Annotated in this window: 20 protein-coding genes; 10 read left to right on the top strand and 10 right to left on the bottom strand. The window is 71.1% G+C overall.

The features are described 5' to 3' along the window. Positions 1-157 precede the first annotated feature (157 nt). On the bottom strand, positions 158-343 hold the full coding sequence (rpmB, locus tag ABD205_RS12020) for a 50S ribosomal protein L28 (RefSeq protein WP_344045073.1): 186 nt from the start codon (positions 341-343) through the stop codon (positions 158-160). Between the two features lie 159 nt (positions 344-502). Between rpmB and ABD205_RS12015 the strand changes: the two genes are divergently transcribed. From ABD205_RS12015 to coaD, 4 genes are read left to right on the top strand one after another with little or no spacing between them, the layout of a single operon-like run. After that, the gene (locus tag ABD205_RS12015; protein WP_344045072.1) at positions 503-2,125 is read left to right on the top strand and encodes a DAK2 domain-containing protein; all 1,623 of its coding nucleotides are present in this window, start codon (positions 503-505) and stop codon (positions 2,123-2,125) included. Between the two features lie 11 nt (positions 2,126-2,136). Then, entirely contained in the window at positions 2,137-4,365 is a 2,229-nt protein-coding gene (locus ABD205_RS12010) for an ATP-dependent DNA helicase RecG (RefSeq protein WP_344045071.1), read from the top strand. Further along, complete coding sequence (gene rsmD / locus ABD205_RS12005; protein WP_344045070.1) at positions 4,362-4,928, top strand: 16S rRNA (guanine(966)-N(2))-methyltransferase RsmD; 567 nt, start codon at positions 4,362-4,364, stop codon at positions 4,926-4,928. The genes ABD205_RS12010 and rsmD overlap by 4 nt, the downstream gene beginning before the upstream one ends. A gap of 14 nt (positions 4,929-4,942) precedes the next feature. Then, positions 4,943-5,419 (top strand): pantetheine-phosphate adenylyltransferase, encoded by a 477-nt coding sequence (coaD, locus tag ABD205_RS12000; protein ID WP_344045069.1) that lies wholly within the window; start codon positions 4,943-4,945, stop codon positions 5,417-5,419. A 33-nt stretch (positions 5,420-5,452) separates the two neighbouring features. On the opposite strand, the gene ABD205_RS11995 is transcribed toward coaD, so the two are convergent. From ABD205_RS11995 to ABD205_RS11980, 4 genes are all read right to left on the bottom strand, one after another. After that, positions 5,453-6,469 (bottom strand): glycosyltransferase family 2 protein, encoded by a 1,017-nt coding sequence (locus ABD205_RS11995; protein WP_344045068.1) that lies wholly within the window; start codon positions 6,467-6,469, stop codon positions 5,453-5,455. 151 nt (positions 6,470-6,620) lie between these two features. Further along, a complete protein-coding gene (locus tag ABD205_RS11990) occupies positions 6,621-7,331 on the bottom strand; it encodes a class I SAM-dependent methyltransferase (protein WP_344045067.1) in 711 nt (236 codons plus the stop codon). Positions 7,332-7,418: 87 nt separating this feature from the next. Continuing rightward, on the bottom strand, positions 7,419-8,369 hold the full coding sequence (locus ABD205_RS11985; RefSeq protein WP_344045066.1) for a lysylphosphatidylglycerol synthase transmembrane domain-containing protein: 951 nt from the start codon (positions 8,367-8,369) through the stop codon (positions 7,419-7,421). Then, on the bottom strand, positions 8,366-9,259 hold the full coding sequence (locus ABD205_RS11980) for an NAD-dependent epimerase/dehydratase family protein (protein WP_344045065.1): 894 nt from the start codon (positions 9,257-9,259) through the stop codon (positions 8,366-8,368). Before ABD205_RS11980 ends, ABD205_RS11985 begins: the two co-directional genes overlap by 4 nt. Before the next feature lie 24 nt (positions 9,260-9,283). Here ABD205_RS11980 and ABD205_RS11975 point away from each other — a divergent pair, with 24 nt between their 5' ends. After that, positions 9,284-10,450: a glycosyltransferase family 4 protein gene (locus tag ABD205_RS11975; protein WP_344045064.1), complete on the top strand. Its 1,167-nt coding sequence runs from the start codon at positions 9,284-9,286 to the stop codon at positions 10,448-10,450. 9 nt (positions 10,451-10,459) lie between these two features. Here the strand turns inward: ABD205_RS11975 and ABD205_RS11970 are convergent, their stop codons facing one another. The 4 genes from ABD205_RS11970 to ABD205_RS11955 all read right to left on the bottom strand — a co-directional run bounded on the left by ABD205_RS11970 (position 10,460) and on the right by ABD205_RS11955 (position 17,878). Beyond that, on the bottom strand, positions 10,460-11,266 hold the full coding sequence (locus tag ABD205_RS11970) for a class I SAM-dependent methyltransferase (protein WP_344045063.1): 807 nt from the start codon (positions 11,264-11,266) through the stop codon (positions 10,460-10,462). A gap of 120 nt (positions 11,267-11,386) precedes the next feature. Continuing rightward, positions 11,387-13,447, bottom strand: coding sequence for an acyltransferase family protein (locus ABD205_RS11965; protein ID WP_344045062.1), 2,061 nt, complete (start codon positions 13,445-13,447; stop codon positions 11,387-11,389). Continuing rightward, positions 13,444-15,147, bottom strand: a complete 1,704-nt coding sequence (locus ABD205_RS11960; RefSeq protein ID WP_344045061.1) for a hypothetical protein — start codon at positions 15,145-15,147, stop codon at positions 13,444-13,446. Before ABD205_RS11960 ends, ABD205_RS11965 begins: the two co-directional genes overlap by 4 nt. Before the next feature lie 85 nt (positions 15,148-15,232). Beyond that, positions 15,233-17,878, bottom strand: coding sequence for a glycosyltransferase (locus ABD205_RS11955; RefSeq protein ID WP_344045060.1), 2,646 nt, complete (start codon positions 17,876-17,878; stop codon positions 15,233-15,235). A 200-nt stretch (positions 17,879-18,078) separates the two neighbouring features. Here ABD205_RS11955 and ABD205_RS11950 point away from each other — a divergent pair, with 200 nt between their 5' ends. The 5 genes from ABD205_RS11950 (at position 18,079) to ABD205_RS11930 (ending at position 20,885) form a co-directional block, all read left to right on the top strand. Then, positions 18,079-18,633 (top strand): YceD family protein, encoded by a 555-nt coding sequence (locus ABD205_RS11950; protein ID WP_344045877.1) that lies wholly within the window; start codon positions 18,079-18,081, stop codon positions 18,631-18,633. Between the two features lie 137 nt (positions 18,634-18,770). Beyond that, positions 18,771-18,956, top strand: a complete 186-nt coding sequence (gene rpmF, locus ABD205_RS11945) for a 50S ribosomal protein L32 (protein WP_153322613.1) — start codon at positions 18,771-18,773, stop codon at positions 18,954-18,956. Between the two features lie 92 nt (positions 18,957-19,048). Beyond that, complete coding sequence (gene rnc, locus ABD205_RS11940; RefSeq protein WP_344045059.1) at positions 19,049-19,711, top strand: ribonuclease III; 663 nt, start codon at positions 19,049-19,051, stop codon at positions 19,709-19,711. 8 nt (positions 19,712-19,719) lie between these two features. Further along, positions 19,720-20,607, top strand: coding sequence for a bifunctional DNA-formamidopyrimidine glycosylase/DNA-(apurinic or apyrimidinic site) lyase (mutM, locus tag ABD205_RS11935; protein WP_344045058.1), 888 nt, complete (start codon positions 19,720-19,722; stop codon positions 20,605-20,607). An 80-nt stretch (positions 20,608-20,687) separates the two neighbouring features. Beyond that, complete coding sequence (locus ABD205_RS11930; protein WP_344045057.1) at positions 20,688-20,885, top strand: hypothetical protein; 198 nt, start codon at positions 20,688-20,690, stop codon at positions 20,883-20,885. 70 nt (positions 20,886-20,955) lie between these two features. Here ABD205_RS11930 and ABD205_RS11925 read toward each other — a convergent pair whose 3' ends face one another. Beyond that, entirely contained in the window at positions 20,956-22,392 is a 1,437-nt protein-coding gene (locus ABD205_RS11925) for a DHA2 family efflux MFS transporter permease subunit (protein WP_344045056.1), read from the bottom strand. Between the last annotated feature and the right edge of the window lie 121 nt (positions 22,393-22,513).

Raw genomic sequence — 22,513 nt, 5'->3', positions numbered from 1 at the left:
GCCTTGCTCGCGTGCGAAGTTGCGCCGACTCGGCCTTGCTGGCGTGCGATGTTGCGCCGACTCGGCCTTGCTGGCGTGCGATGTTGCGCCGACTCGGCAGCAAGCAGAAGGCCCCGTCAGCACCCTGGTGGGCGCTGACGGGGCCTTCGTGCTCAGATCAGCGAGAGACCTTGCCGGCCTTGAGGCAGCCGGTGCAGACGTTCATACGCTTCGGGGTGCCGTTGATGACGGCGCGGACCCGCTGGATGTTGGGGTCGAAACGACGCTTCGTGATCTTGCGGGACCACGGCCGGTTGTTGCCGAAGCCCGGCTTCTTGGCGCAGATGTCGCAGACGGCAGCCACCGTGAACTCCTGAATGATTTCGATGCTAGGTCGGTCGTCGCCAGCGCAGTGCGCCAGGCAACCGAACGAGGATATCCCAGGGCGGGCAGCCGGATGAAATCCGGACGGCACCACTAGCCTGTGACGACACCCAGGCTACCGGGAAGGCGAGGAGAAGGCATGTCGGCAGCGCGACCTCTCGACCTCGCTGTCGTCGCCCGCTTCGCCGAGCTCGCCACGGACGCCCTCGGAGCGGCCCGCGAGGAGATCGACGCGCTCAACGTCTACCCGGTGCCCGACGGCGACACGGGCACCAACATGTTCCTGACCCTGTCGGCCGCGCGCGACGCGCTGCAGGAGGCCGGCGACCGAGGCCGGACGGCAGCACTCGAGGCCTTCGCCAAGGGCGCGCTGCTCGGCGCGCGCGGCAACTCGGGCGTCATCCTGGCCGAGATCCTCGGCGCCGTCGTCAGGCGGCTGGCGCGCCAGGCCGAGGGGGAGCCGACGGCCGTCGTCGTCGCGGAGGCGCTGGGGGAGGCCACCGAGGCGTCGTACGCCGCCGTCGGCACGCCTGTCGAGGGCACGATCCTCACCGTGCTGCGCGCGGCGGGCGAGGCCGCCATGGAGCGCGCGAAGGGGCCCGAGCCGAGGACGGGCGAGGTCCTCTGCGCAGCTGCGGCCGCGGCCCGCGAGGCGCTGGCCCGTACGCCGGACCAGCTGCCTGTCCTCCGCGACGCGGGCGTCGTCGATGCCGGTGGCCGGGGTCTGACCGCGATCCTCGATGCGGCCGAGACGGCGCTGACCGGGCGGCGCCCCAGCCCGGTGGCTCCCACGGTGACGCCGCACCGCACGATCCCGACGCCTCACCCGGGCGCACCCGTCGACCCGGGCGGACCCTCCTTCGAGGTCATGTACCTCCTCGACGCCCCCGCTGACACCGTGGCGTCCCTGCGTGAGCGGCTGGCCGCCCTCGGCGAGTCACTCGTCATCACCGGCTCCGACGGGCTGTGGAACGTGCACGTGCACGTCGACGACGCCGGGGCCGCCCTGGAGGCTGGAGTCGCGGCCGGCCGGCCGCACCGGATCCGGGTGACCCACCTGCAGGCGTCGGCGCAGGCACCCGTGCCGACGCGGACGGGGCGCAAGGTCGTCGCCATGGCGGCCGGGCCGGGTCTGCGCGCGCTGTTCGAGGACGCCGGAGCCGTGGTCGTCGACGGAGGTCCCGGGATGCGCCCGGCCGCCGGGCAGCTGCTGGAGGCCATCCGGCGCAGCGGCGCCGCCGAGGTCGTCGTCCTCCCCAACGACTCCGACACCGTCCGTGCCGCGGCGGTCGCCGCCCGGACCGCCGAGGCGGACGACGGCATCCGTGTCGCCGTGGTCCCCAGCCACGCCCAGGTGCAGGGGCTCGCCGCGATGGCCGTCCACGAGCCGGGCAGGTCCTTCGACGGCGACGTGCTCGAGATGACGGCGACCGCCCGGCACGCCCGCCACGGAGCCGTCACCGTCGCGGCGAAGCGCGCGATGACGATGGCGGGGGCCTGCGAGGTCGGGGATGCGCTCGGCGTCGTCGACGGCGACTTCGTCGTGGTCGGCGACGACCTCGCGGCGGTCGCGACCGACGTGCTCGGTCGCCTGCTGGGCGCCGGTGGTGAGCTGGTCACCGTCGTGTGCGGTGCCCACGCGGAGGCCGCCGACCTGGCCCGTGCCTGCTCGGCCTGGGTGGAGGAGCACCACCCGACTGTCGATGTCATGGTGTACGACGGGGGCCAGGACCGATACCCGCTCCTGATGTGCGTGGAATAGAGGGGAAGCCTGTGATCGCACTCGACTCCCCGGTCGGCGCTGTCCTCGGGGCCAGCAAGTCGGCCGAGAAGTTCACCAAGGGCCTCGGCCTGAGCACGGTCGGCGATCTGTTGCGGCACTTCCCGCGCCGCTACCTCAACACCGCCGACCTGACCAAGGTCGACGAGCTGCGCGAGGGCGACTACCTCACGGTCGTGGGGGAGATCGTGCGCAGCGAGGTGAAGGAGTACACCGACCGCCGCACCGGCCGGCGGGCCGCCCGCCTCGAGACGGTGCTCGGCACCGACGGGCCGCGCCTGCAGATGACGTTCTTCGCCAAGAACCCCCGCGTCACGCACTGGCAGGCCCGCCGGCTGGCCTCCGGCACGCGCGGCGTGTTCATGGGCAAGGTCGGCAGCTTCCGCGGCACCTGGCAGCTGACCAACCCCCAGCTCGTGCTGTTCGGCGATGCCGACGCCGACGACGGCGAGGCCGCCGAGGCGATGATGACCGTGGAGGAGCTCACCGCGCTCTTCCCGATCTACCCGCTGACGGCCGGGCTGGAGTCGTGGGAGGTCATGCGTGCGGTGCGGTTCGCACGCACGGTGGTCGACGAGGTGCCCGAGGTCGTGCCGGAGAGCATCCGGACGTCGTACGGCGTGATCGGCGCGCGCGAGGCCTTCGACTGGATCCACGCGCCCGACGACTGGGCGCAGGTGAAGGCCGCGCAACGGCGCTTCCGGTTCGAGGAGGCGCTCGTCCTGCAGACCGTGCTGGCGCGCCGCCGGCAGTTCGCCCGCACGATCGGCGCCGTGCCGCGGACCGGGGGCGGTGACCTGCTGGCCCGCTTCGACGAGCGCCTGCCGTTCGCGCTGACGGTCGGCCAGGACTCGATCGGGGCGGACATCGAGCGCGACCTCGCCCAGCCGCACCCCATGAACCGTCTCCTGCAGGGCGAGGTCGGCTCCGGCAAGACCGTCGTCGCCCTGCGGGCGATGCTCCGGGTCGTCGACTCCGGGGGCCAGGCGGCGCTCCTGGCGCCGACCGAGGTGCTCGCGCAGCAGCACTACCGCTCGATCACCGCCATGCTCGGCGACCTCGCCGGCGGGGGGCTGTTCAGCGACGGGACCGGCGTCGAGTTGCTGACCGGCTCGATGACGAAGTCTCAGCGGACCGGACCGCTCAGCCGGCTGGTGACGGGGGAGGCCGGGATCGTTGTCGGCACCCACGCGCTGCTGGAGGACCAGGTGCAGTTCTTCGACCTGGGGCTGGTCGTCGTCGACGAGCAGCACCGCTTCGGCGTCGAGCAGCGGGCCGCGCTGACCGACAAGGCGGGGACTCCTCCCCACGTGCTCGTGATGACGGCGACCCCGATCCCGCGCACGGTCGCGATGACGGTCTTCGGCGACCTGGAGGTGTCCACCCTCACCGAGCTGCCTGCCGGACGAGCGCCCATCCAGACGTCGCTGGTCCCGCTGGCGGAGCACCCGCAGTGGCAGGGGCGGGTCTGGGAGCGGGTCCGCGAGGAGGTCGCCAAGGGCAGCCAGGCCTATGTCGTCGCGCCACGGATCAGCGGCGACGAGCACGAGCAGGGGGAGAGCGACGCCGTCGACCGCGACGAGGAGGGCAACGTCCTCGCCACGCCGGGGTCGCTGAGCGCCGTCGTGGACGTCGCCGAGCAGCTGGCCGACGGGCCCCTGCACGGCCTCCGGGTCGGACTGCTGCACGGCAAGCTCCCGCCGGACGAGAAGGACCGCACCATGCGCGCCTTCGCCGCCGGCGAGATCGATGTGCTCGTGTCCACGACCGTGATCGAGGTCGGTGTCGACGTCGCCAACGCGACCGCCATGGTCATCCTGGACGCCGACCGGTTCGGCGTCTCGCAGCTGCACCAGCTGCGCGGCCGGGTCGGGCGTGGCGGGCTGCCGGGCCTGTGCCTGCTCGTGACCCACGCCGAGCTCGGCTCGCCCGCGCGCGCCCGTCTCGAGGCCGTTGCGGGCACCAACGACGGCTTCGCGCTCAGCCAGGTCGACCTCGAGCTGCGGCGCGAGGGCGACATCCTGGGCGCCTCGCAGTCCGGCCGCTTCTCCAGCCTGCAGAACCTGCGCGTCCTGCGCGACGAGCGGACGATCGTCGACGCGCGCGCGGCGGCGGCCACCCTGCTGGACAACGACCCGGACCTCGCCGGCGCGCCGGAGCTGGCGCACATGGTGGGCGAGATCGAGCGCACCGAGGGTGCGCAGTTCCTGGAGCGATCGTGACGCGGATCATCGGAGGCGCCGCCGGCGGCCGTCGGATCGCGACGCCGAAGGGCGTCCAGACCCGGCCGACGAGCGACCGGGTGCGGGAGGCGCTGTTCTCGGCGCTCGAGTCCTGGGCGGGGTCGTTGCACGACCTGCGCTTCCTCGACCTGTACGCCGGCTCGGGCGCGATCGGCCTCGAGGCCTGGTCGCGGGGAGCCACCGCGGTCACGCTCGTCGAGTCGGACCGCCGGACGGCGGCGCTCGTGGCGTCCAACGCCCGTGAGCTGGGTTTCGCCGACGCGGAGGTGATCGCCGCCTCGGCCTCGTCCGTGCTGGCAGGACGGCCGCGGTCGGCCTACGACGTGGTCTTCGCCGACCCGCCCTACCCCCTCGACGAGGAGGCGCTCGCCCACGACCTCGCGCTGCTCGCGGCCAACGGCTGGCTCGCCCCGGGAGGTCTCGTCGTCGTCGAGCGCGCCAGGCGCAGCCCGGAGCCCGTCTGGCCCGTGGGCGTGGCGCTGCTGCGCGAGAAGAAGTACGGCGAGACCCGCCTCTGGTACGCCGAGGCGACCGAGGGATGAGTAGCCTGTCCGCCATGCGTCGCGCCGTCTGTCCCGGCTCCTTCGACCCCGTGACCACCGGTCACCTCGACATCATCGGCCGCTCGGCCGGCCTGTTCGACGAGGTGGTCGTCGCGACAGGGGTCAACGTCTCCAAGAACCGGCTGTTCGACCCCGACGAGCGCCTGGCGATGCTCGAGGAGGCGGTGCGGCCGTGGGACAACGTGCGCGTCTCGGGCTTCAGCGGGCTGATCGTCGACTTCTGCCGCGAGATCGGCGCGATCGCGATCGTCAAGGGCCTGCGCGGTGCGACGGACTACGAGTACGAGCTGCCGATGGCGCAGATGAACGTCCACCTGACCGGCATCGAGACGGTCTTCCTGCCGGGCGCGACGGGCAACGCGTTCGTGTCGTCGAGCCTGATCAAGGAGGTCGCCGGCTTCGGAGGTGACATCTCCGCGTTCGTGCCCGACTTCGTCGCCGAGCGGCTCAGGGCGAAGCTCGCGCGCTGACCCGCGGTCGAGGGTCCGCGGCGCGACGCGCGGTCAGACGGAGCGCGTGTGGTGGCGCGGCCAGTCGAAGTCCGGCTCGGAGGTCTGGTCGAGCAGGAGCTCGGTGCCGGACTTCCCGAAGCGCATCTTCTTCGTGTGCTCGAGGGTGTCCTCGATGAGGATCCGGTTGGTCCGGATCAGGTCGGAGATCACCCCGAGCATCAGGCTCATGAAGGCCATGATCAGCAGCAGCGCACCCAGCAGGAGCGACTGCAGGTGGCCACCCTCGGTGTCGCGCAGCCAGAGGACGCCGTACCGAGCGAACGGGATCACGCCGAGCACGCCGAAGATCGCGGTCAGCCACGCGAAGATGACGTACGGCTTGTACATCATGAACGAGCGCACGATGGCGGCGCCGGACTTGGCGATGTGCTCCGGCATCGACTTGAAGAGCCGCGACTCGCGCGTCTTCGGGTTCGTGAGCACCGGGATGCTCGCGATCCGCATGTTCTTGTTGCCCGCCTGGATGATCGTCTCCATGCAGTAGCTGAACCGCGTGATCGTGTTGAGCAGCATCAGGCTCTCGCGCGAGTACGCCCGGAAGCCGCTCGCCGCGTCGGGGAGCTTGGTGCCGGCCGCGCGGTTGACGACGGTGCTGCCCGCCTTCTGCAGCACCTTCTTCAGCCCGGAGAAGTGCTCGACGAGGTCGACCTGACGGTCGGCGATGACGATGTCCGCCTGGCGGTGGATGATCGGCTGGACCAGGTCGGTGATCCGGTCCTGCGGGTACTGGTTGTCGCCGTCGGTGTTGACGACGATGTCGGCGCCGAGCTCCAGCGCCCGGACCACGCCGTCGTGGAAGGACCGCCCGAGGCCCTGGTTGCGGACGTGGTGGACGAACTCGGTCACGCCGTGCTCGCGCGCGACCTCGACCGTGCGGTCGCTGCAGCCGTCGTCGACGATCAGGACGACGATCTCGTCGATCCCCGGGATCTCGGTGGGGATGCTCTCCAGCACCGACGGGAGGGTCTCCTCCTCGTTCAGGCAGGGGATCTGGACGACAAGCTTCACAGGGACCTCATTCGGCTTCGATCAGGCGCAGTGGTACCGGACGAGTCTAGGGCGAGCGCAATCCTGCACGAAGCCGCCGACGCGCGCGTCGGAGAGCGACGGGCCGCAGCCGGGCCGCTGCCCGGGCTCGCAGCGCCCTCGCCGGACCGGCTCAGGCGGGCTTCTTCGCGATCGCCGTGTAGCCCATCGCGAACAGGCCGCCGCGGTCCAGGCGGGAGTCGACGGAGTACGCGAGACGCGTGACCAGCCACTTGTTGAGGGTCCAGCCGAGGCGGCGTACGCCGGGGATGCGCCAGGTCAGCGTGAGGATCGCCGTGGAGACCTGGTGGCCGACGAAGGACAGCAGGCCGCCGCGCTTGGTGACCTCGACGTCGGTGAACCCGGCGTCCTCGAGGATGCGGCGCACGCCGTACTTGGTGTAGCGGAAGAAGTCGTACGGCTCCTCGTGGAGCCGGCTCATGTGCGGCACCGACATGATGAAGGTGCCGCCGGGCTGCAGCACGCGGAAGACCTCCGCTGCGGCCGCACGCGGGTCCGGCACGTGCTCGAAGACCTCGAGCGAGACCGCGGTGTCGTAGTACGCCGACGGCACCTGCGGCATCGACTGGATGTCACCGACGTAGGTGACTCCGGCGGTGCGCTCCTCGATGTCGAACGTGTGGTACTCGTCGGTCTGCGGCTCGACGTACGGGCGGTAGGGCATCTCGCCGCAGCCCAGGTCGATGAAGCGGCCGCGGGCGTTCGCGCGGATGAGCGGCAGCGTCACCTGGTACTGGCTGTAGACCGCCGGGGAGAAGAACTGGCGGTCGGCGGAGTTCCCCAGATCCTTGTCGATCTGAGCTCGCACCTGCTTGAGGCCCATGTCCTGCTCTCTTCCATTCTCGAGGTGTCGCGGGCGGCGCCCCGACCGAGTCCGGCCAGGAATATACCCAGCGGACGGATGGAACCCTCAGGCGTCGTCGCCCGCGGGGTGGTGAGGTCGCAGCGCGGCGCCCAAGAGGGCGGCGAGGCCGTCGACGGCGGTCAGGACCAGTCGGCTCACCACGGCGAAGGCGAGACCCTCGGCCGTCGTGAGGGACCCGCTGAACGCGACGACGAGCACCCCTTCACGGGCCCCGACGCCGGCGGGGGAGATCACGACCAGGAAGCCGACCAGCCAGGCCAGGGCGAAGGCCCCCGTCGCCTGGAGGTACGTCACGTCCCCGCCGGAGGCGATGTCCTTCGCGATGATCCACGCCTGCAGGCCGAAGAGGAGCCACGACGTGAGCGACCAGGTGGCGGCGATGAGCAGGTGCCGCGCCTCGGGCGGGTCGAGGCGCACGTCGCGCCGGAGCAGCTTGGCGAGGAGCGTGACGAAGCGCGCGAGGATCGTCGGCTTCAGCAGGATGACGCCGATCGGGAGCACGATGAGCACGAACCAGTAGGTCTGCACGGCCTCGCGGTTGACGAGCGTCAGCGCACCGACCCCGACGAGCCCGCTCGTCACCAGGCCGACGAGCATCGCGACGAGCATGCCCGCGGCGTTCGCGGTGCGGGAGATGCCGTGCCTGCGGGTCAGCTCGATCTGCATGAGCATCGGGAAGACGCTCCCCGGGACGTACTTCCCGATCTGCGAGAGGAAGAAGACACGGGCGGACTCGCGCAGGGGCAGCTTGTGGTGCGGCGCCACCGCGATCATGCTGGCCCGCCAGCTCAGGCCGCTGGCGGCGAGGGCGGCCGCAGCCGCGGCCGCGGCCAGCACCAGGTCACGCCAGCCGAGCCGTCGCAGGCTCTCGGCGAAGCTCTCGCGCTGGCTCCAGATGGTGACGGCCAGCAGTCCGACGGCGATCAGGGCGACGCCGTACTTGACGACCCTTCGCGCGGTCGAGTCCTTCCGGGCCGTGGGGACGGTCTCGGTCACCGGTCGCTGCTCGCAGCGCTGGACAGGACCCACTGCCACATCGCCTGGACGCCGGTCTGGAGGTCGACAGCCGCACGCCAGCCGAGAGCGTCGTGCGCGCGCGTCGCGTCGAGCCACACCCGCTCGAGGTCGAAGCTGCGCGCCGGTGAGTGCTGGATGTCGGCGGGGTGCTCGTGGCTCACCGACTCGATGACCTCGAGGATCTCGCCGAGCGTGGTCGGCCGCCCCGAGCCGAGGTTGAGCACCTGCGGAACGGACTCGACGTCGCGCAGTCGCACGAGCGCGTCGACGAGGTCGTCGATGTAGAGGTAGTCGCGAGCCGCGGCCAGGTCGCCGTAGACGCTGATCGGCTCGTGACGGGCGAGGGCCCGCAGCCAGTGCCCGATCACGCCCTGCCCGGGGGCAGGGTGCTGGCCGGGGCCGTAGGCGTTGGCGATGCGTACGGCGACGCCGGACTCCCGGCGGCTCAGCAGCATGTCCTCGAGGGCGAGCTTCGCCTCGCCGTACGCCGTCGTCGGATGCGGCGTGGTCGTCTCGTGGAACGGTGGCGGCGCAGCGCCGTACACGGTGCCACCGGAGCTGAAGAACACGACCCGGGCCGCGCTCTCGCGCTCCTCGAGGGCGTCGAGGAAGTCGCTGAAGGCACGCCGGTCCGCGACGACGAGGTCCGGTGACTCGGCCGCGATCTTCGGGTTGATCGAGGAGGCCGTCCAGAACACGGTCCGCGCAGCGGCGATCCGGTCCAGGTGGATCGAGTTCGGCGCCGTCTCACTCCTGCCGGCACGGACGTTCGGCACGTCCAGAGTGTCGAGGCGGGACGCCAGCGCACGGCCGATGAAGCCGGCGGCTCCAACGACGACCGTGTCCGGTGTCTGAGATGATGCGGGCATGCTTCTCCTGATCTGCGGCGGACGATGAACCGTATCCCACGCCTCCTCGTGCTCGCGTCGACGTACCCGGGCACACCCGACGACGGGACGCCGGCATTCGTGCGTGACCTGGCCATTCGGGAGTCGGAGGCGTTCGAGACGCTCGTCGTGGTCCCACGGGTGCCGGGGGCCCCGGCGACGGAGCAGGAGGGCGCGCTGACGGTCCGCCGCTTCGCCTACTTCCCGCGCCGCTGGGAGGACCTGGCCCGCGGCGCGATCATCGAGAACCTCCGCTCACGCCGGAGCCGGTGGCTGCAGGTGCTCCCGTTCTTCGTGGCCGAGAGCCTGGCGGTCAGGCGGGCGGTCCGCGAGTTCCGCCCCGACGTCGTGCACGCGCACTGGATCATCCCCCAGGGTCTGGTCCTCGCTCTCGTCGCTCCGCGGGTGCCCCGCATCGTGACCACCCTCGGCGGCGACCTGTACGCCCTCCGGGCCGGCGTGCTGCAGCGCCTCAAGGCGTGGGTCGTGCGCGGCTCGCGCGCCGTGACGGTGATGAACGAGGAGATGGCCGACATCGTGCGCGAGCTCGGCGGGCGCGACGTGCGGGTCTCGCCGATGGGCGCCGACCTCTCCGCCTTCCGCGACAGTGCGAAGGTCGCTCGCGGCACCGGACCGGCCCTGCGGCTGCTCTTCGTCGGCCGCATGGTGGAGAAGAAGGGCCTCGGCGTCCTGCTCTCCGCGCTCCGAGGGCTCGACGTACCTGTCTCCCTGACCGCCGTCGGCGACGGCCCCCTGCGCGCCGAGATGGAGCGTCAGGCGGGCGGGCTGGACGTCAGGTTCGTCGGCCAGCTCGGCCGCGCCGACCTCGCTCGGGCCTACGCCGAGGCCGACATCGTGGTCGTCCCGTCCGTCGCGGCGGCCTCGGGCGACAAGGACGGGCTCCCGGTCGCGATGCTGGAGGCGATGGGCTCGGGCTGCGCGATCGTCGCCTCCGACCTGCCCGGACTCAACGAGGCCGTCGTCGACGGCGTCAGCGGCATCCTCGTCCCGAGCGGCGACCCCGACCGGCTCGCGGCCTGCCTGCGCGACCTCGAGGCCGATCGGGAGCGGGTCGGAGGGCTGGGCTCGGCCGCGGCCGAGCGTGCGGAGTCGTTCTCGGTCGAGCGGGTCGGCGACCGGTACGTCGACCTGCTGACCAGCGTGCTCGCCTGAGCGGGGCGGTCAGGCGCTGAGGATGCGCCTGGGCGCCACCGCGGTCTGCGGCCCGGCCGGCACCGCGGAGGACCGCGTGCCGACCCAGATGAAGGTCGGCAGGATCGGGGCGAGCGACTTCCAGAACGCGAGGGGGGCGTGCGCCAGCCGTGACGGGACCATGTCGTCGGACTGGAACGTGGCCGAGTCCGTGAGCACCGGGTAGGTGTAGTCCCAGATGTTGAGGCCGGCGGCCATCCGCTTCAGGCCCGGCCTGGCGCGGAACTTCTCGTAGTAGTGGTCGGCCTTGCCGGCCTTCGAGATGTAGCGGTCTGCCAGGCCCTGGGGGAGCCACGAGAGGAACGGCAGCTTGTAGTGCGGCTCGACGATGCCGAGCCGGTTGGCGAACCCGAAGTAGGCGACGCCGTCGTCCTTCAGGACGCGGCGGATCTCGTCCATGACGGCGTCGGCGTCGACGACGTGCTCGTAGATGTGGTTGAAGACCACCACGTCGACGGAGCGGTCGGCCATCGGGAGCTTCTCCCCGTCGGCGCAGGTGAAGCCGATGCTCGACCCGAAGTGGGCGTGGGCCGCGGCAAGACCGGGAACGTCGATGTCGACGCCGATGACCTGCGCGCCGGCGGCCCGCAGCTCGTCGCTGATGAACCCGGTCGAGCAGCCCAGGTCGAGCGCGACCAGGCCGTCGAGGTCGGACCGTCCGAGGAAGTGGCGGAGGACGGCCAGGATCTTCGCCGCCTTCTTCCGGCGAACACCCTCCTCGAGCATCTTGTCCTGCAGCTCGGAGTACGCCAGCTGCTTCTCTCGCTTGGTGCTCATCGGTCGGTGCTCTCCCTCGTTACCCGGACGTGGTCTCGAACGGTGGCCAGGCTACTGGCAGCCCGGTCGGGCAGCGTGGAGCGCGTCGGGCGAGCCCGGCATCGGCCGCGAGCACCCTGCTCAGAGCGCCCCTTCCTGGTGCAGCAGATCGTCGAGCTCGCCGGCGATCGACACGGAGAAGCGGGGCGTGAGGTGGTCGTGGTCCAAGCGCGTGACCATCCCCGAGGTCACGGCGTCGCACATCGGGAGCCGCGGACACACGATCGGGTCGATGTCGATGTCGTGGACACCCGGCACCTCGCGCGCGAGCCTGCGGTAGCTGCGCTCGGCGCGGGACGGACCGTCCGCGGGGAACTGGCACTGGTCGGCGAAGCGAGCCCCGCTCAGGCAGCTCATCACGTTGTCGTTGCTGATCGGCACCGGCTCGACGATCGCGACGCCGTACCCCTTCGCGGCGAGCTCGCGGGCGGTGTCGCTGACGGTGCGGCTCAGCAGGTGGGAGATGCTGCCGTGGATCCCCGGGTCCACCGACTTCACGGCGTACGCGGCGCCGATCGTGTGGTCGGTCGCGCGGGACGGCACCACGATGAGGTCGGGCTTGAACCTGGGGATGACGTACTCGTACCAGTGCTTCTTGGCCGCGGTGCAGGTGTCGCTGGCCTCGGGCGTCATCTGGACGAACATCAGACCCTGGGGCCATGCGCATGCCGACATCCACGCAGTCGCGAGAGTGAGGTCGTCCCGGCGCGCGATGGCGGCCAGGGCGGGGACGAGCATCCCCGCGTGTGAGTCGCCCATCAGCAGGACGCGCTTGCCGTGGCCGTGGTGCACGATGCACTTGTCGAGGTCGGAGCCGAGGCAGATCTGGTCCTTCGCCACGGTGCCCGCCACGTCGGACCACCGGGGGATCTGGGTGGCCGCCTGCAGGTCGAGACCCGTCAACGAGGTCCGCTCGTCGGCCGGGAGGTTCGTCGTGTGGGGAGCCACCGCCGAGATGGTCGGCAGCCTCGGCGACTCGAGGATGCGCGGAAGCGCCACGACGCCGGCGACGAGGCTCGCGGCGATACCCGCGACCACGACCATCCGGGGAGCCGCGGCGAGATGTCGCGACTTGCGGATGGGCAGCTCGAGCAGCTGCTGGCTGAGGGCCGCGAGTCCGGTCGCCACGATGGCCACCAGCACGTAGAGCTGCCATGGCGGCATGTCGGCGAAACGGCGGACCACGACGGTGACCGGGTAGTGCCAGAGATAGGTGCCGTACGAGATCTGGCCGAGGTAGACCAGCCAGGACAGGCTGAGCAGACGCGCCCCGGCGCCGGCCGGGTTCGCCTCGAGCGACCACAGCAGCGCGATCGTGGCCGCGGCGGCGGCGATGCCGCGCACCGAAGGATCGAGGTGGAGCATGCCGCTCGCCAGGACGACGATCGCAGCCAGCGCCATCACCTGCACGGCGACCGCCGCACGGCCGGGCACGCTCATGAGTCGCGGCGCCATGGTGCTCGCGGCGGCCAGGGCGGCGCCCCCGAGGAGCTGGTAGACGCGCGTGTGGGTGCCGTAGTACGCCAGGTCGGTCTGGCCTGCGCGCAGGGTCAGCACGAGGGCGACGAGGCTGAGGGCTGCGGCTGCGAGCGACACGAGCAGGAGACGTCGCGGTGCGGTCGACGGATTCCGTCGGCTCAGCCGCCAGACGGCCACCATCGTCAGCGGCCAGGCGACGTAGAACTGCTCCTCGACCGACAGGGACCAGAAGTGCAGGAAGGGCGTCGGGTTGTTGTTGTGCGCGAAGTAGTTGGTCGCCTGGCCGGCGAAGTGCCAGTTGGAGTAGTAGAGCGCCGCCGAGCGCGCGTCGCCGATGATCGCGGCACGGTCGATCGGAGAGGCGATCAGGAGCCAGACGACGCAGACAGTGCCGAGGACGAGGAGCGCTGCCGGGAGCAGCCGCCGCACGCGTCGGTTGTAGAAGCCCAGCAGCGTGAAGCGGTCGCCGTGGAGGTCGCCGATGACGAGGAGCGTGACCAGGTAGCCCGAGAGCACGAAGAAGATGTCGACGCCCAGGAAGCCGCCGGCGACCGACGCCATGCCGGCGTGGAACGCCACGACCAGGTAGACCGCGACGGAGCGCAGTCCGTCGAGGGCGGGGCGGTAGGTGACTCCTGGATGCGCGGTCGCTGGCCGCGTCACCGCCCGCACCGGACCTGGGGACCGGGCTTGATCCGGAACACGGCGGCGTACGGCGTGCTCTCCTTCGGCACGGGCTCGAAGCTGTAGCCGCGCATGCGCGGGACGGGGTTGGCGATGTTCATCGCATACCAGTCCCACACCACGTAGGCGTCCTGCTTGGTGACGACACAGGGGTCCTTCACCGTGGAGAGGTCCTGGAGCGACACGTTGCCGTACAGGCTGACGGCGGGCGCCGACCACCAGCCGATGCCGTAGAGGGTCGCGCCGGACGCCGCCAGCTCGTGGGCGTGCTTCCCGGCGGCGCGTGCCGCGGTGAGGGTCGCGCTGTTCTGGTCGGCTCGGGCGCTGTCGATGATCCCGCGAGCGGTGGGCTTCACGGCGAAGACGCCGAGCACGAGGGCGGCGGTGGTCGCCAGGGCCGCGAACCAGACGACGCCGCGGGAGAGCCGTCCCTCGCCGTTGCGCGCGCGCAGCCGGTCGATCACGACACCCGCGAGCACCAGGCAGGCCACCGCGAACGCGACCAGGCCGATGGCGACGCGACGCAGCCACGCCTTCTCGGTCGGAGTCACCGCCAGCCACCAGGCCAGGTAGCCGCCGGCGTAGACGGACGCGAGGACGAGCAGCACGACACCGCGGTCACGCAGACGGGTGAGGAACGCCGTCGGCCGAGCCACGATGACGATCGCCAGCGCCAGGAAGGGGAGCACCAGCAGCGGGCCGAGCGCCTCGGCAGGCATGCCGACGTTCGACGACAGGATGTGCAGGTGCTCGGCCATCTTCGCGAGCCCGTGCTTGGCCGGGGCCGTGGTCTTGTCGACCCCGGCCTGGTAGCTGATGGCGGTGAACTGCTCGTGCCACCAGTTGACGTAGTCGCCCTTGAGGGACGCGAGGCGGTAGAGCTCGAAGAGCACCAGGGGAGGGATGATCGCGAACAGCGAGAGCACGACCCGCCACCAGCGGGTGTCGCCGCGCCGCATGACGGCGACGAGGAGGGCGCCCAGCAGCAGGACCGGCAGCGCCATGGCGGCCACGACCTTGATCGTGAGGGCCAGACCGATGACGAACGCCGCCGCGGCGGTGAGGAGCGCTGGCCGCCGGCCGGTGGTCGCGGCCATGTCGAGGAGGACGAAGCTCGAGATCGCCAGCGCGGCGATCGCCATCTCGCCGTAACCGCCGAGGCCGGAGGCCAGGGCGCCGGGCACGCCGAAGAGCACGATCGAGGGACCCACCGTGCGCAGCAGCGCCCAGTGACGCAGGCCGACGCTGACGGAGACCGCCAGGATCAGCACGAAGACGAGGTTGGCCGCCTGCAGCGACAGCTCCGAGGTCCCGAGGACCTTGATGAACGCGGCCGCGAGGAAGATGTAGGGACCGCTCGTCTGGATCGCGGCAGGGAAGAGCTCCCGGGCCGCGTAGTCCCAGCGGTATCCGTCACCGTCCGCGACGTTCTGCGCGACCTGCAGGTTCATCGCGCCGTCGAAGACGACGGTCAGCCCGGAGGCGTACCAGGCCGTCAGCACCACGGGTACGACGACGCCGAGCACGGCCAGCACCCGCAGAGCCAGGCGTCGACCGCCGTCCCGTCCGCCCGACTGCGTCAGGCGGAGCTGGAGGCGTCGGCCACCCGGCCGTCGGTCGGGCGCCTCGCGGGGTGCCTCGACCGCGGGGCTGGGCGCGTCGGTCGGTGAGTGGGTCATGGAGTCTCTCTTGATCGTCAGGTCCGGAGGCTGACGTGCTCTGCCCCCGGTGGTTGCTGACAGGTCGTTTGTCGTTGTTCTCGGATCAGCTTGCGGCGTCGGCGTCGGCGTCGGCGTCGGCGCGCCGGTCCGGGATGAGCGCGGCGACCGCGTCGGCGAAGCCTGCCTCACCGAGCGTACGGTCGATGTGCTCCTGGCCCTCCTTCGACAAGGTGGACCAGAGATGATCGTCTCGCAGAAGCTCGACGATCTGCTCGGCGAACTGCTCCGGCGTGTCGGCGACCATCGCGTTGACGCCGTTCTCCAGCGACATGCCCTCGGCTCCGACGCTCGTCGTGACGACGGGGACGCCGTGCGACATCGCCTCGCCGATCTTGCCCTTCACGCCCGCGCCGTAGCGGAGCGGCGCGATGGAGACCCGGGCCCCCGCGTAGAGCGGTGCCAGGTCCTCGACCCAGCCGAGGTACTCGACGCCCTCGGGCGCACCCGCGACGAGGTCCCGATCGGGATCGCGTCCGACCACCTTCACCGAGACGCCGGGGAGGGTGCGGTGCACGATCGGCAGCACGTCGGCGACGAACCAGCGCAGCGCGTCGACGTTCGGCGTGTGCGCGAAGCTGCCGACGAAGAGGAGGCCGACCCGACCCGTCGGGGTCGCGTCGACGTCGTCGAGGCGCGGGTGGACGTTCGAGAGGACGCGTACGTCGGCCCCGGGGGCCAGCTGCTGGAGCAGCGTCTGCTCCACCGGCGAGACGACCAGGGTCGTGTCACAGATCCTGACCATCGCCAGCTCCAGCTCGCGCACCACGTCGACGAGCTCGGGCGGCGGCCCGTCGGCGAGCAGCAGCGACTCGCGCTCCTCGCGGAGGAAGTGCAGGTCGACGGTGTCGAGGATGATCGGCACGTCGGGCAGGGCGAAGCGGACGGCCTCGACGTTCGTCATCGCGACGCGGTAGCGCGACAGGATCACGGCCGACACCATGCCTCGGAGGGGCTTGAGGTAGCGGCGCAGCGCCCGCTTGTCGTACACGACCTCGATGCCCATCAGCTGCAGTGCCTTGCCGTAGTCACCGCTGCGGTGCCGGTCGTGCGGTACGAAGACGACCCCGTGCCCCTGGCGCCGGAGCTCCTGGAGCAGCCGCATCATCCGCACCGACCCGGAGTCCTCGTCGGGCCGCGGGACGAAGTGGTCGATGACGACGACGATGTCCTTGCCCTGGCGCCGGCGTGCGGCGCGTGGGCCCACGCCCGGGTCGTTCGGGTAGTGCGTGTCGAGCTCGCTGCGCCACTTGGTGACGAACTTCTCGCGGTTGACGACCTGGTAGGCCTTCACGCCCTGGGTCTCGTCGGTCCCGTGCGAGACGCCCTCGTCGTGCACCACGACGGACCGGGGCTCGTACAGCACGCGCATCCCGCGGGCACGGATGCTGAACGCGAGATCGGTGTCGTCGTAGTACGCCGGGGCGAGCTCCTCGCTCAGGCCGCCGAGATCGCGGAGGTCCGCGGCGCGCAGCATGATGGAGGCGCCCGAGCAGTAGTCGACGTCGCGTGCGTAGTTGTACTCGGCGTCGTTGGGGTTCTTGAACTTGCCGTAGTTCAGCCCGGAGCCGTCCGAGAAGATGACGCCGCCGGCCTCCTGCAGCATCCCGGTCGGGTAGATGAGCTTCGACCCGACGAGCCCGATCGTCGGGTCGGCCATCCGCTCCACCAGCGGGTCGAGCCAGCGGGCGTCCACGCGCGTGTCGTTGTTGAGCAGGACGACGAGCTCACCGCGGGCCGCCTCGATGCCGGAGTTGCACGCGCCGACGTAGCCGGTGTTCGTCGTGTGGGTGACCACGCGGATGCCGGGGATCGCGGCGAGCCGCTCACCGGTGTCGTCGGGGGAGGCGTCGTCGACCACGACGACCTCGAACGAGATGCGCGTCTTGACGTTCCTCAGGGCGCGGAGGCACTCGCGGGTGTAGTCCCACTTGCCGTGCACCGGGACGATCACCGACACGGTCGGCGCGTCGTGCTCGGGGAACGAGATGCCGGCGACCGACTCGTCGAAGCGGTGGTCCTTGTTGGCCAGGTAGTGCGCGAGGGTGTTCGCCTGGCGCGGGAGGTTCGCGAAGCTGCGGTAGGCCTGCGGGTCGAACAGCCGGTGCGGGAGACGGTTCTCGCTGTCCCCGCGCCGCACGTAGTGGAGGAGCGGGTTGACGCCGGCCTTGACGACGTCGGGGTTGCGGCGCAGGTAGCCGCGACCGGAGAACAGCTCGTTGGGGCTCAGCGTCCACAGCGAGGGCGTCCGCAGATAGTGGACGAGCGGGTTGGCGCCGACCGGTGCCGCCGCCGCGGCCTCCGACCTCGGGTCGAAGAGCGGGTGCGGGCTCAGGCCGCGCCGGGCGCCGATGGTGACGTAGTGCTCGAGGGGGCTCATGCCGATCGGGAGGCGACCAGCCTGCTCGACGTACCAGCGGGGATCGAAGAGCGGGTGGGGCGACAGCTGGAGGCGGTGGCCGCGCTCGGCGTAGTCCGTGAGCGCCGACATCGCTCCGCCCTTGGCGCTGCGCCGCCCTCCGTTACCGAGGTACCAGGAGGCGTTGAACAGCTCCCGCATGGCGCGCAGGCGCCTGTCGGTGAGCGGACCGGCTGCGCGCAGGTGCGCCCGGCGCGGGACGCGACGGGACAGCTGGGACCGGAGACGGGCGACGGCATCGGTCGTTGCCCGACCGGTGGGCGAGGAAGGCACTCGAGTCTTTCTGGATCGACATCTTCGGGCTCGAAACTCGGGGCATCCTACCTTTGCCTGTGCTTCGAACCCGCAGTCGCGGACGCGCCCCGACCGGGCTCGGCGGCTCCGGTCGCGCCCGTGCGGCGACGTTGAGGGACTCGGGAGTGGGCCGCGGTAGCCTGAGCTGACCTGCAGGTCCGACCCCGGAAGTGATCTCCCTGAACAACCTGGACCCACGAGCGCCGTTCGTGCTCGACACCCGTGACCTCGGCCGCCGGCCCGGCTCGCAGCGCGAGGTGACTCTCTCCGCACCCGCACCGGCCGACCTCGGCATCGAGGTCCTCAGCGTCCCGGTCGACTCGCCCGTCGAGCTCGACCTGAGGCTCGAGGCGGTCATGGACGGCGTGCTCGTCACAGGCGGTGCTCACGCGGCCCTCGCCGGTGAGTGCGTGCGCTGCCTGGAGCCCATCGCCGACGAGGTCGACGTGACGTTCCAAGAGCTCTACATGTACGACGACACGCGCGACGCGGCCTCGCTCGACGACGAGGACGACGACATCAGCATGCTCGAGGGCGACCTGCTCGACCTCGAGCCGGTGCTGCGTGACGCGGTCGTGCTCGCGCTGCCCTTCCAGCCGCTGTGCCAGGACGACTGCCCGGGCCTGTGCCCCGAGTGCGGGGCGCGCCTCGCCGACGACCCCGACCACAGCCACGACGAGCCGATCGACCCGCGCTGGGCGGGGCTGGCCGGCCTCAACGACGGTCAGGACTGAGCCGGAACCGACCCGGGTCCGACCCAGGAATAACGCTGGACCCCCCGGGTCTCGTAGGATTGCCCGGTTGCCTGACGCGCCGCGTTCCCGCGGAGTCGGGCAGATGACTTTTTGTTCGCAGGTTAGAGGAGAGAAAAGTGGCTGTCCCGAAGCGGAAGATGTCGCGCAGCAACACGCGCCACCGTCGCTCGGCCTGGAAGGCTGTCGCGCCGACCCTGGTCACGTGCGCCAACCCGGCGTGCGGTTCGAAGCACCTCCCGCACCGTGCGTGCGGCGAGTGCGGTCAGTACGGCGCTCGCGCCGACCGTCGCCAGGTCCTCTGACGCGGTCCTGACCGGCTGATTCGTTAGGGCCCGGTCCGCTGACCGCCTATACGGACTATCCCGAGCTGCGCGAGGCGCTCGGCGATCCCACGTTGGATCCCGAGCTCCTCGAGCGCGCTCTCACCCACCGCTCGTACGCGTACGAGCACGGTGGCCTGCCGACGAACGAGCGGCTGGAGTTCCTCGGGGACTCCGTGCTCGGCGTCGTCGTCACCGAGACGCTCTACCTGATGCACCCCGACCTCTCCGAGGGTCGGCTCGCCAAGCTGCGCGCCGCCGTCGTGAACGCGCGTGCGCTGGCCGAGGTCGGCCGCGCGATCGGGCTCGGCGGCCACGTCAAGCTCGGCCGCGGCGAGGAGGCCACCGGCGGACGCGACAAGGCCTCGATCGTCTCCGACACCGTCGAGGCGGTCATCGGAGCGGTCCACCTCTCCGGTGGCATCGAGACCTCCTCGGTGCTGGTGCACCGGCTCTTCGACCCGCTCATCGACGCCGCCTCGGCGCTCGGCGCGGGACTCGACTGGAAGACCTCCCTGCAGGAGCTCACGGCGGACCGCGGTCTCGGCGTCCCCGAGTACGTCATCACCGACGAGGGCCCCGACCACATGAAGACGTTCACCGCCCAGGTGAAGGTCGGCGACGGCCTGTACGGCAACGGCGTCGGCAGGTCGAAGAAGGAGGCCGAGCAGGCGGCCGCCGAGACGGCGTACGGCGAGATCGACGCCGTCCTTCCGGCTGCGCCTCCGGCCTCCTAGGGCCGCGGATGCCCGAGCTCCCCGAGGTCGAGGTCGTCCGCGCCGGCCTGGAACGCCACGTCGTCGGCGCCACCATCACGCAGGTCGAGGTGCTGCACTCGCGGCCGGTGCGTCGGCACCCGACCGGCCCTACCGGCTTCGTCGCCGAGCTGCGCGGGCGCACCATCACGGCCGCCCACCGACGGGGCAAGTACCTCTGGCTGCCCCTCGACGACGGCAACGCCATCCTCGGTCACCTCGGCATGAGCGGCCAGCTGCTCGTCCAGCCGCCCGAGGCCCCGGCCGAGCGCCACCTGCGGGTCCGGTTCGGTCTCGAGGGCTCCGACGAGGGGCGCGAGCTGCGCTTCGTCGACCAGCGGATGTTCGGCGGCCTGGCCGTGAGCGCCGGGGGAGCGCAGCTGCCGCCGGAGATCGCGCACATCGCGCGCGACCCGATCGACCCGGAGTTCGACCCGGAGGCGTTCGTGCGCCGGGTGCGGCGCTCCTCGAGCGGCATCAAGCGGCTGCTCCTCGACCAGACAGTGATCTCGGGCGTCGGCAACATCTACGCCGACGAGGCACTCTGGCGCTCGCGGCTGCACGGCGAGCGGCCCGGCAGCAGGCTGACCGGACCGGTGCTGCGCGAGCTGCTCGGTCACGTCCGCGACGTCCTGGGCGACGCGCTCGCCCAGGGCGGGACGTCCTTCGACGCGCTCTACGTCAACGTCAACGGCGAGTCCGGCTACTTCGAGCGGTCCCTCAACGCGTACGGGCGCGAGGACGAGCCGTGTCGGCGCTGTGGCACGCCGATGCGACGGGCGGTGTTCATGAACCGGTCGTCGTACTTCTGCCCGGTCTGCCAACCGGCGCCGCGCCGGGCGGGACCGCGCGCGAGGACCGACACGCCCGGGGTTTGACCACGCTCCTCATCGGTGGGACTCTGGTAGACGGCCCGGGCCCGCGGGCCGACTGACGATCCAACGAAGGAACGTTCCCCATGGCCAAGGCGCTGATCGGCTACATGAACAGCGACCTGCGGACGCCGCATCACCTCATCGCCGAGAACGCTCGGCTGCGTGCGCGTGTGCAGGAGCTCGAGCAGCTCGTCCTCTCTCTGAAGAGCGAGAACGACACGCTGGTGGCGGCGCACACCGAGCTGTTGGAGTCCTCCATCCAGGAGATGCAGCCCGCCTGACGGCCGGCTGTTCCGGGCGGGGCGAGGCAGAGCCTGTCCCGCCCGTTCCGGCGCGCCCGGCATCGCGCGGTCAGTGAGCGCCGGCCTCCTCGCGCGCCTTGAGCGGCAGGAGGAACGCGGTCAGGAAGCTGACGACGTAGCAGGCCGTCGTCGCCCACGTCACGGTGCGGGTCGAGATCGAGAAGCCGTGCTCGGGCAGCAGGTGGAAGAAGAGCGTGCCGAGGACGGCGACGCCGAGCGCGCCCGAGAACTGCTGCACGGCGTTGAGCAGCCCGGAGCCGGAGCCCACCTCGTTGTCGCCGAGGTCGGCCAGGATCAGGTCGAACAGCGGAGCGAAGATGAGGCCGCTGCCCAGGCCGGCGACGAGGAACGGTCCGGCGAGGTGCCACGCGCTGGCACCTCGCTCCAGGTCGCCCGCCACCAGGCCGAACCACGCGATTCCGACGATCGTGATCCCCAGTCCGATGTGCAGCACGTGGCGACCGAGCTTGGGTCCGAGCAACGCGCCCGAGAGGGCGGCGCCGACGGAGATGCCGAGGGCGTACGGCGTCTGGGCGATCGCGGCGTGGCGGACGCCGTAGCCGAGTCCGAGCTGCATGAACAGGCTCATCACCAGGCCGAGACCGACCATCGAGACGAAGAACGTGCCGAGGAAGACGATGCCGGCCACGAAGCCGCGGTGCTTGAACAGGCCGGGCTCGATGATCGGGTGGTCGCTGCGCTGCTCGGTCCAGACGAAGACGAGGAAGAGGGCGAGCGAGCCGACGATGACGCCGTACAGCCACGTCGGCCAACCGAGCTCACGGCCCTGGACCAGCGCGTAGATGAGGCCGGCGCTGCCCACGGTGATGAGGATCGAGCCGAGCGGGTCGAGCCGGGCGCCGGGCACCTTCGGGACGTTCGGGAGGTAGCGCCAGGCGAGGAGCGCGCCGACGAGGCCGATGGGCACGTTGATGAGGAAGATCGCGCGCCAGCCGGTGCCGGCGATGTCGGCGTCGATGAGGAAGCCGCCGAGGATCGGTCCGAGCACCGCTGACAGGCCCATAACGGGGCCGAACGGGATGAACGCCTTCTGGAGCTCGTCGGGCGGGAACGACTGCTTCACCATGGCGAGGCCCTGCGGGATCATCGTGGCTCCGAAGAGGCCCTGCACGACGCGGAAGGCGATGAGCGTGTCGGGGGTCGGCGCCAGGCCGCAGGCCAGCGACGAGAGCGCGAACCCGGCCATGCCGATGATGAACATGGGACGGCGTCCGACGATGTCGCCGAGGCGGGCCGAGGTGATCAGCCCGACCGCGAAGGCGAGCGTGTACGCCGCCAGGATCCACTGCAGCGTCGTCTCCGAGCCGCCGATGTCGCGGCGGATCGACGGTCCGGCGAGCTGGGCGACCGTGCCGTCGATGAGATCCATGACGTCGGCGATGATCACCACCGCCATCACGTACCAGCGGTAGCGATAGGCGGCCGCCATGACGGTGCCGGTGGTCTCGGTGGGGGTGACGGACATGACTGGATCTCCTCGTCGAACGCTGTTCGTCTTAAACGAACACTGTTCTATCTACGAACGGTGTTCGTGTCAATCCGATAAGATCGTCCGCATGGCGACGGAGAAGGTGTTCAAGCTCGGC

The sequence above is a fragment of the Nocardioides panacihumi genome (assembly GCF_039530925.1).
In the GTDB taxonomy this organism is placed as follows: Bacteria; Actinomycetota; Actinomycetes; order Propionibacteriales; family Nocardioidaceae; genus Nocardioides; species Nocardioides panacihumi.
This window is presented reverse-complemented; position numbering and strand designations above follow the sequence as displayed.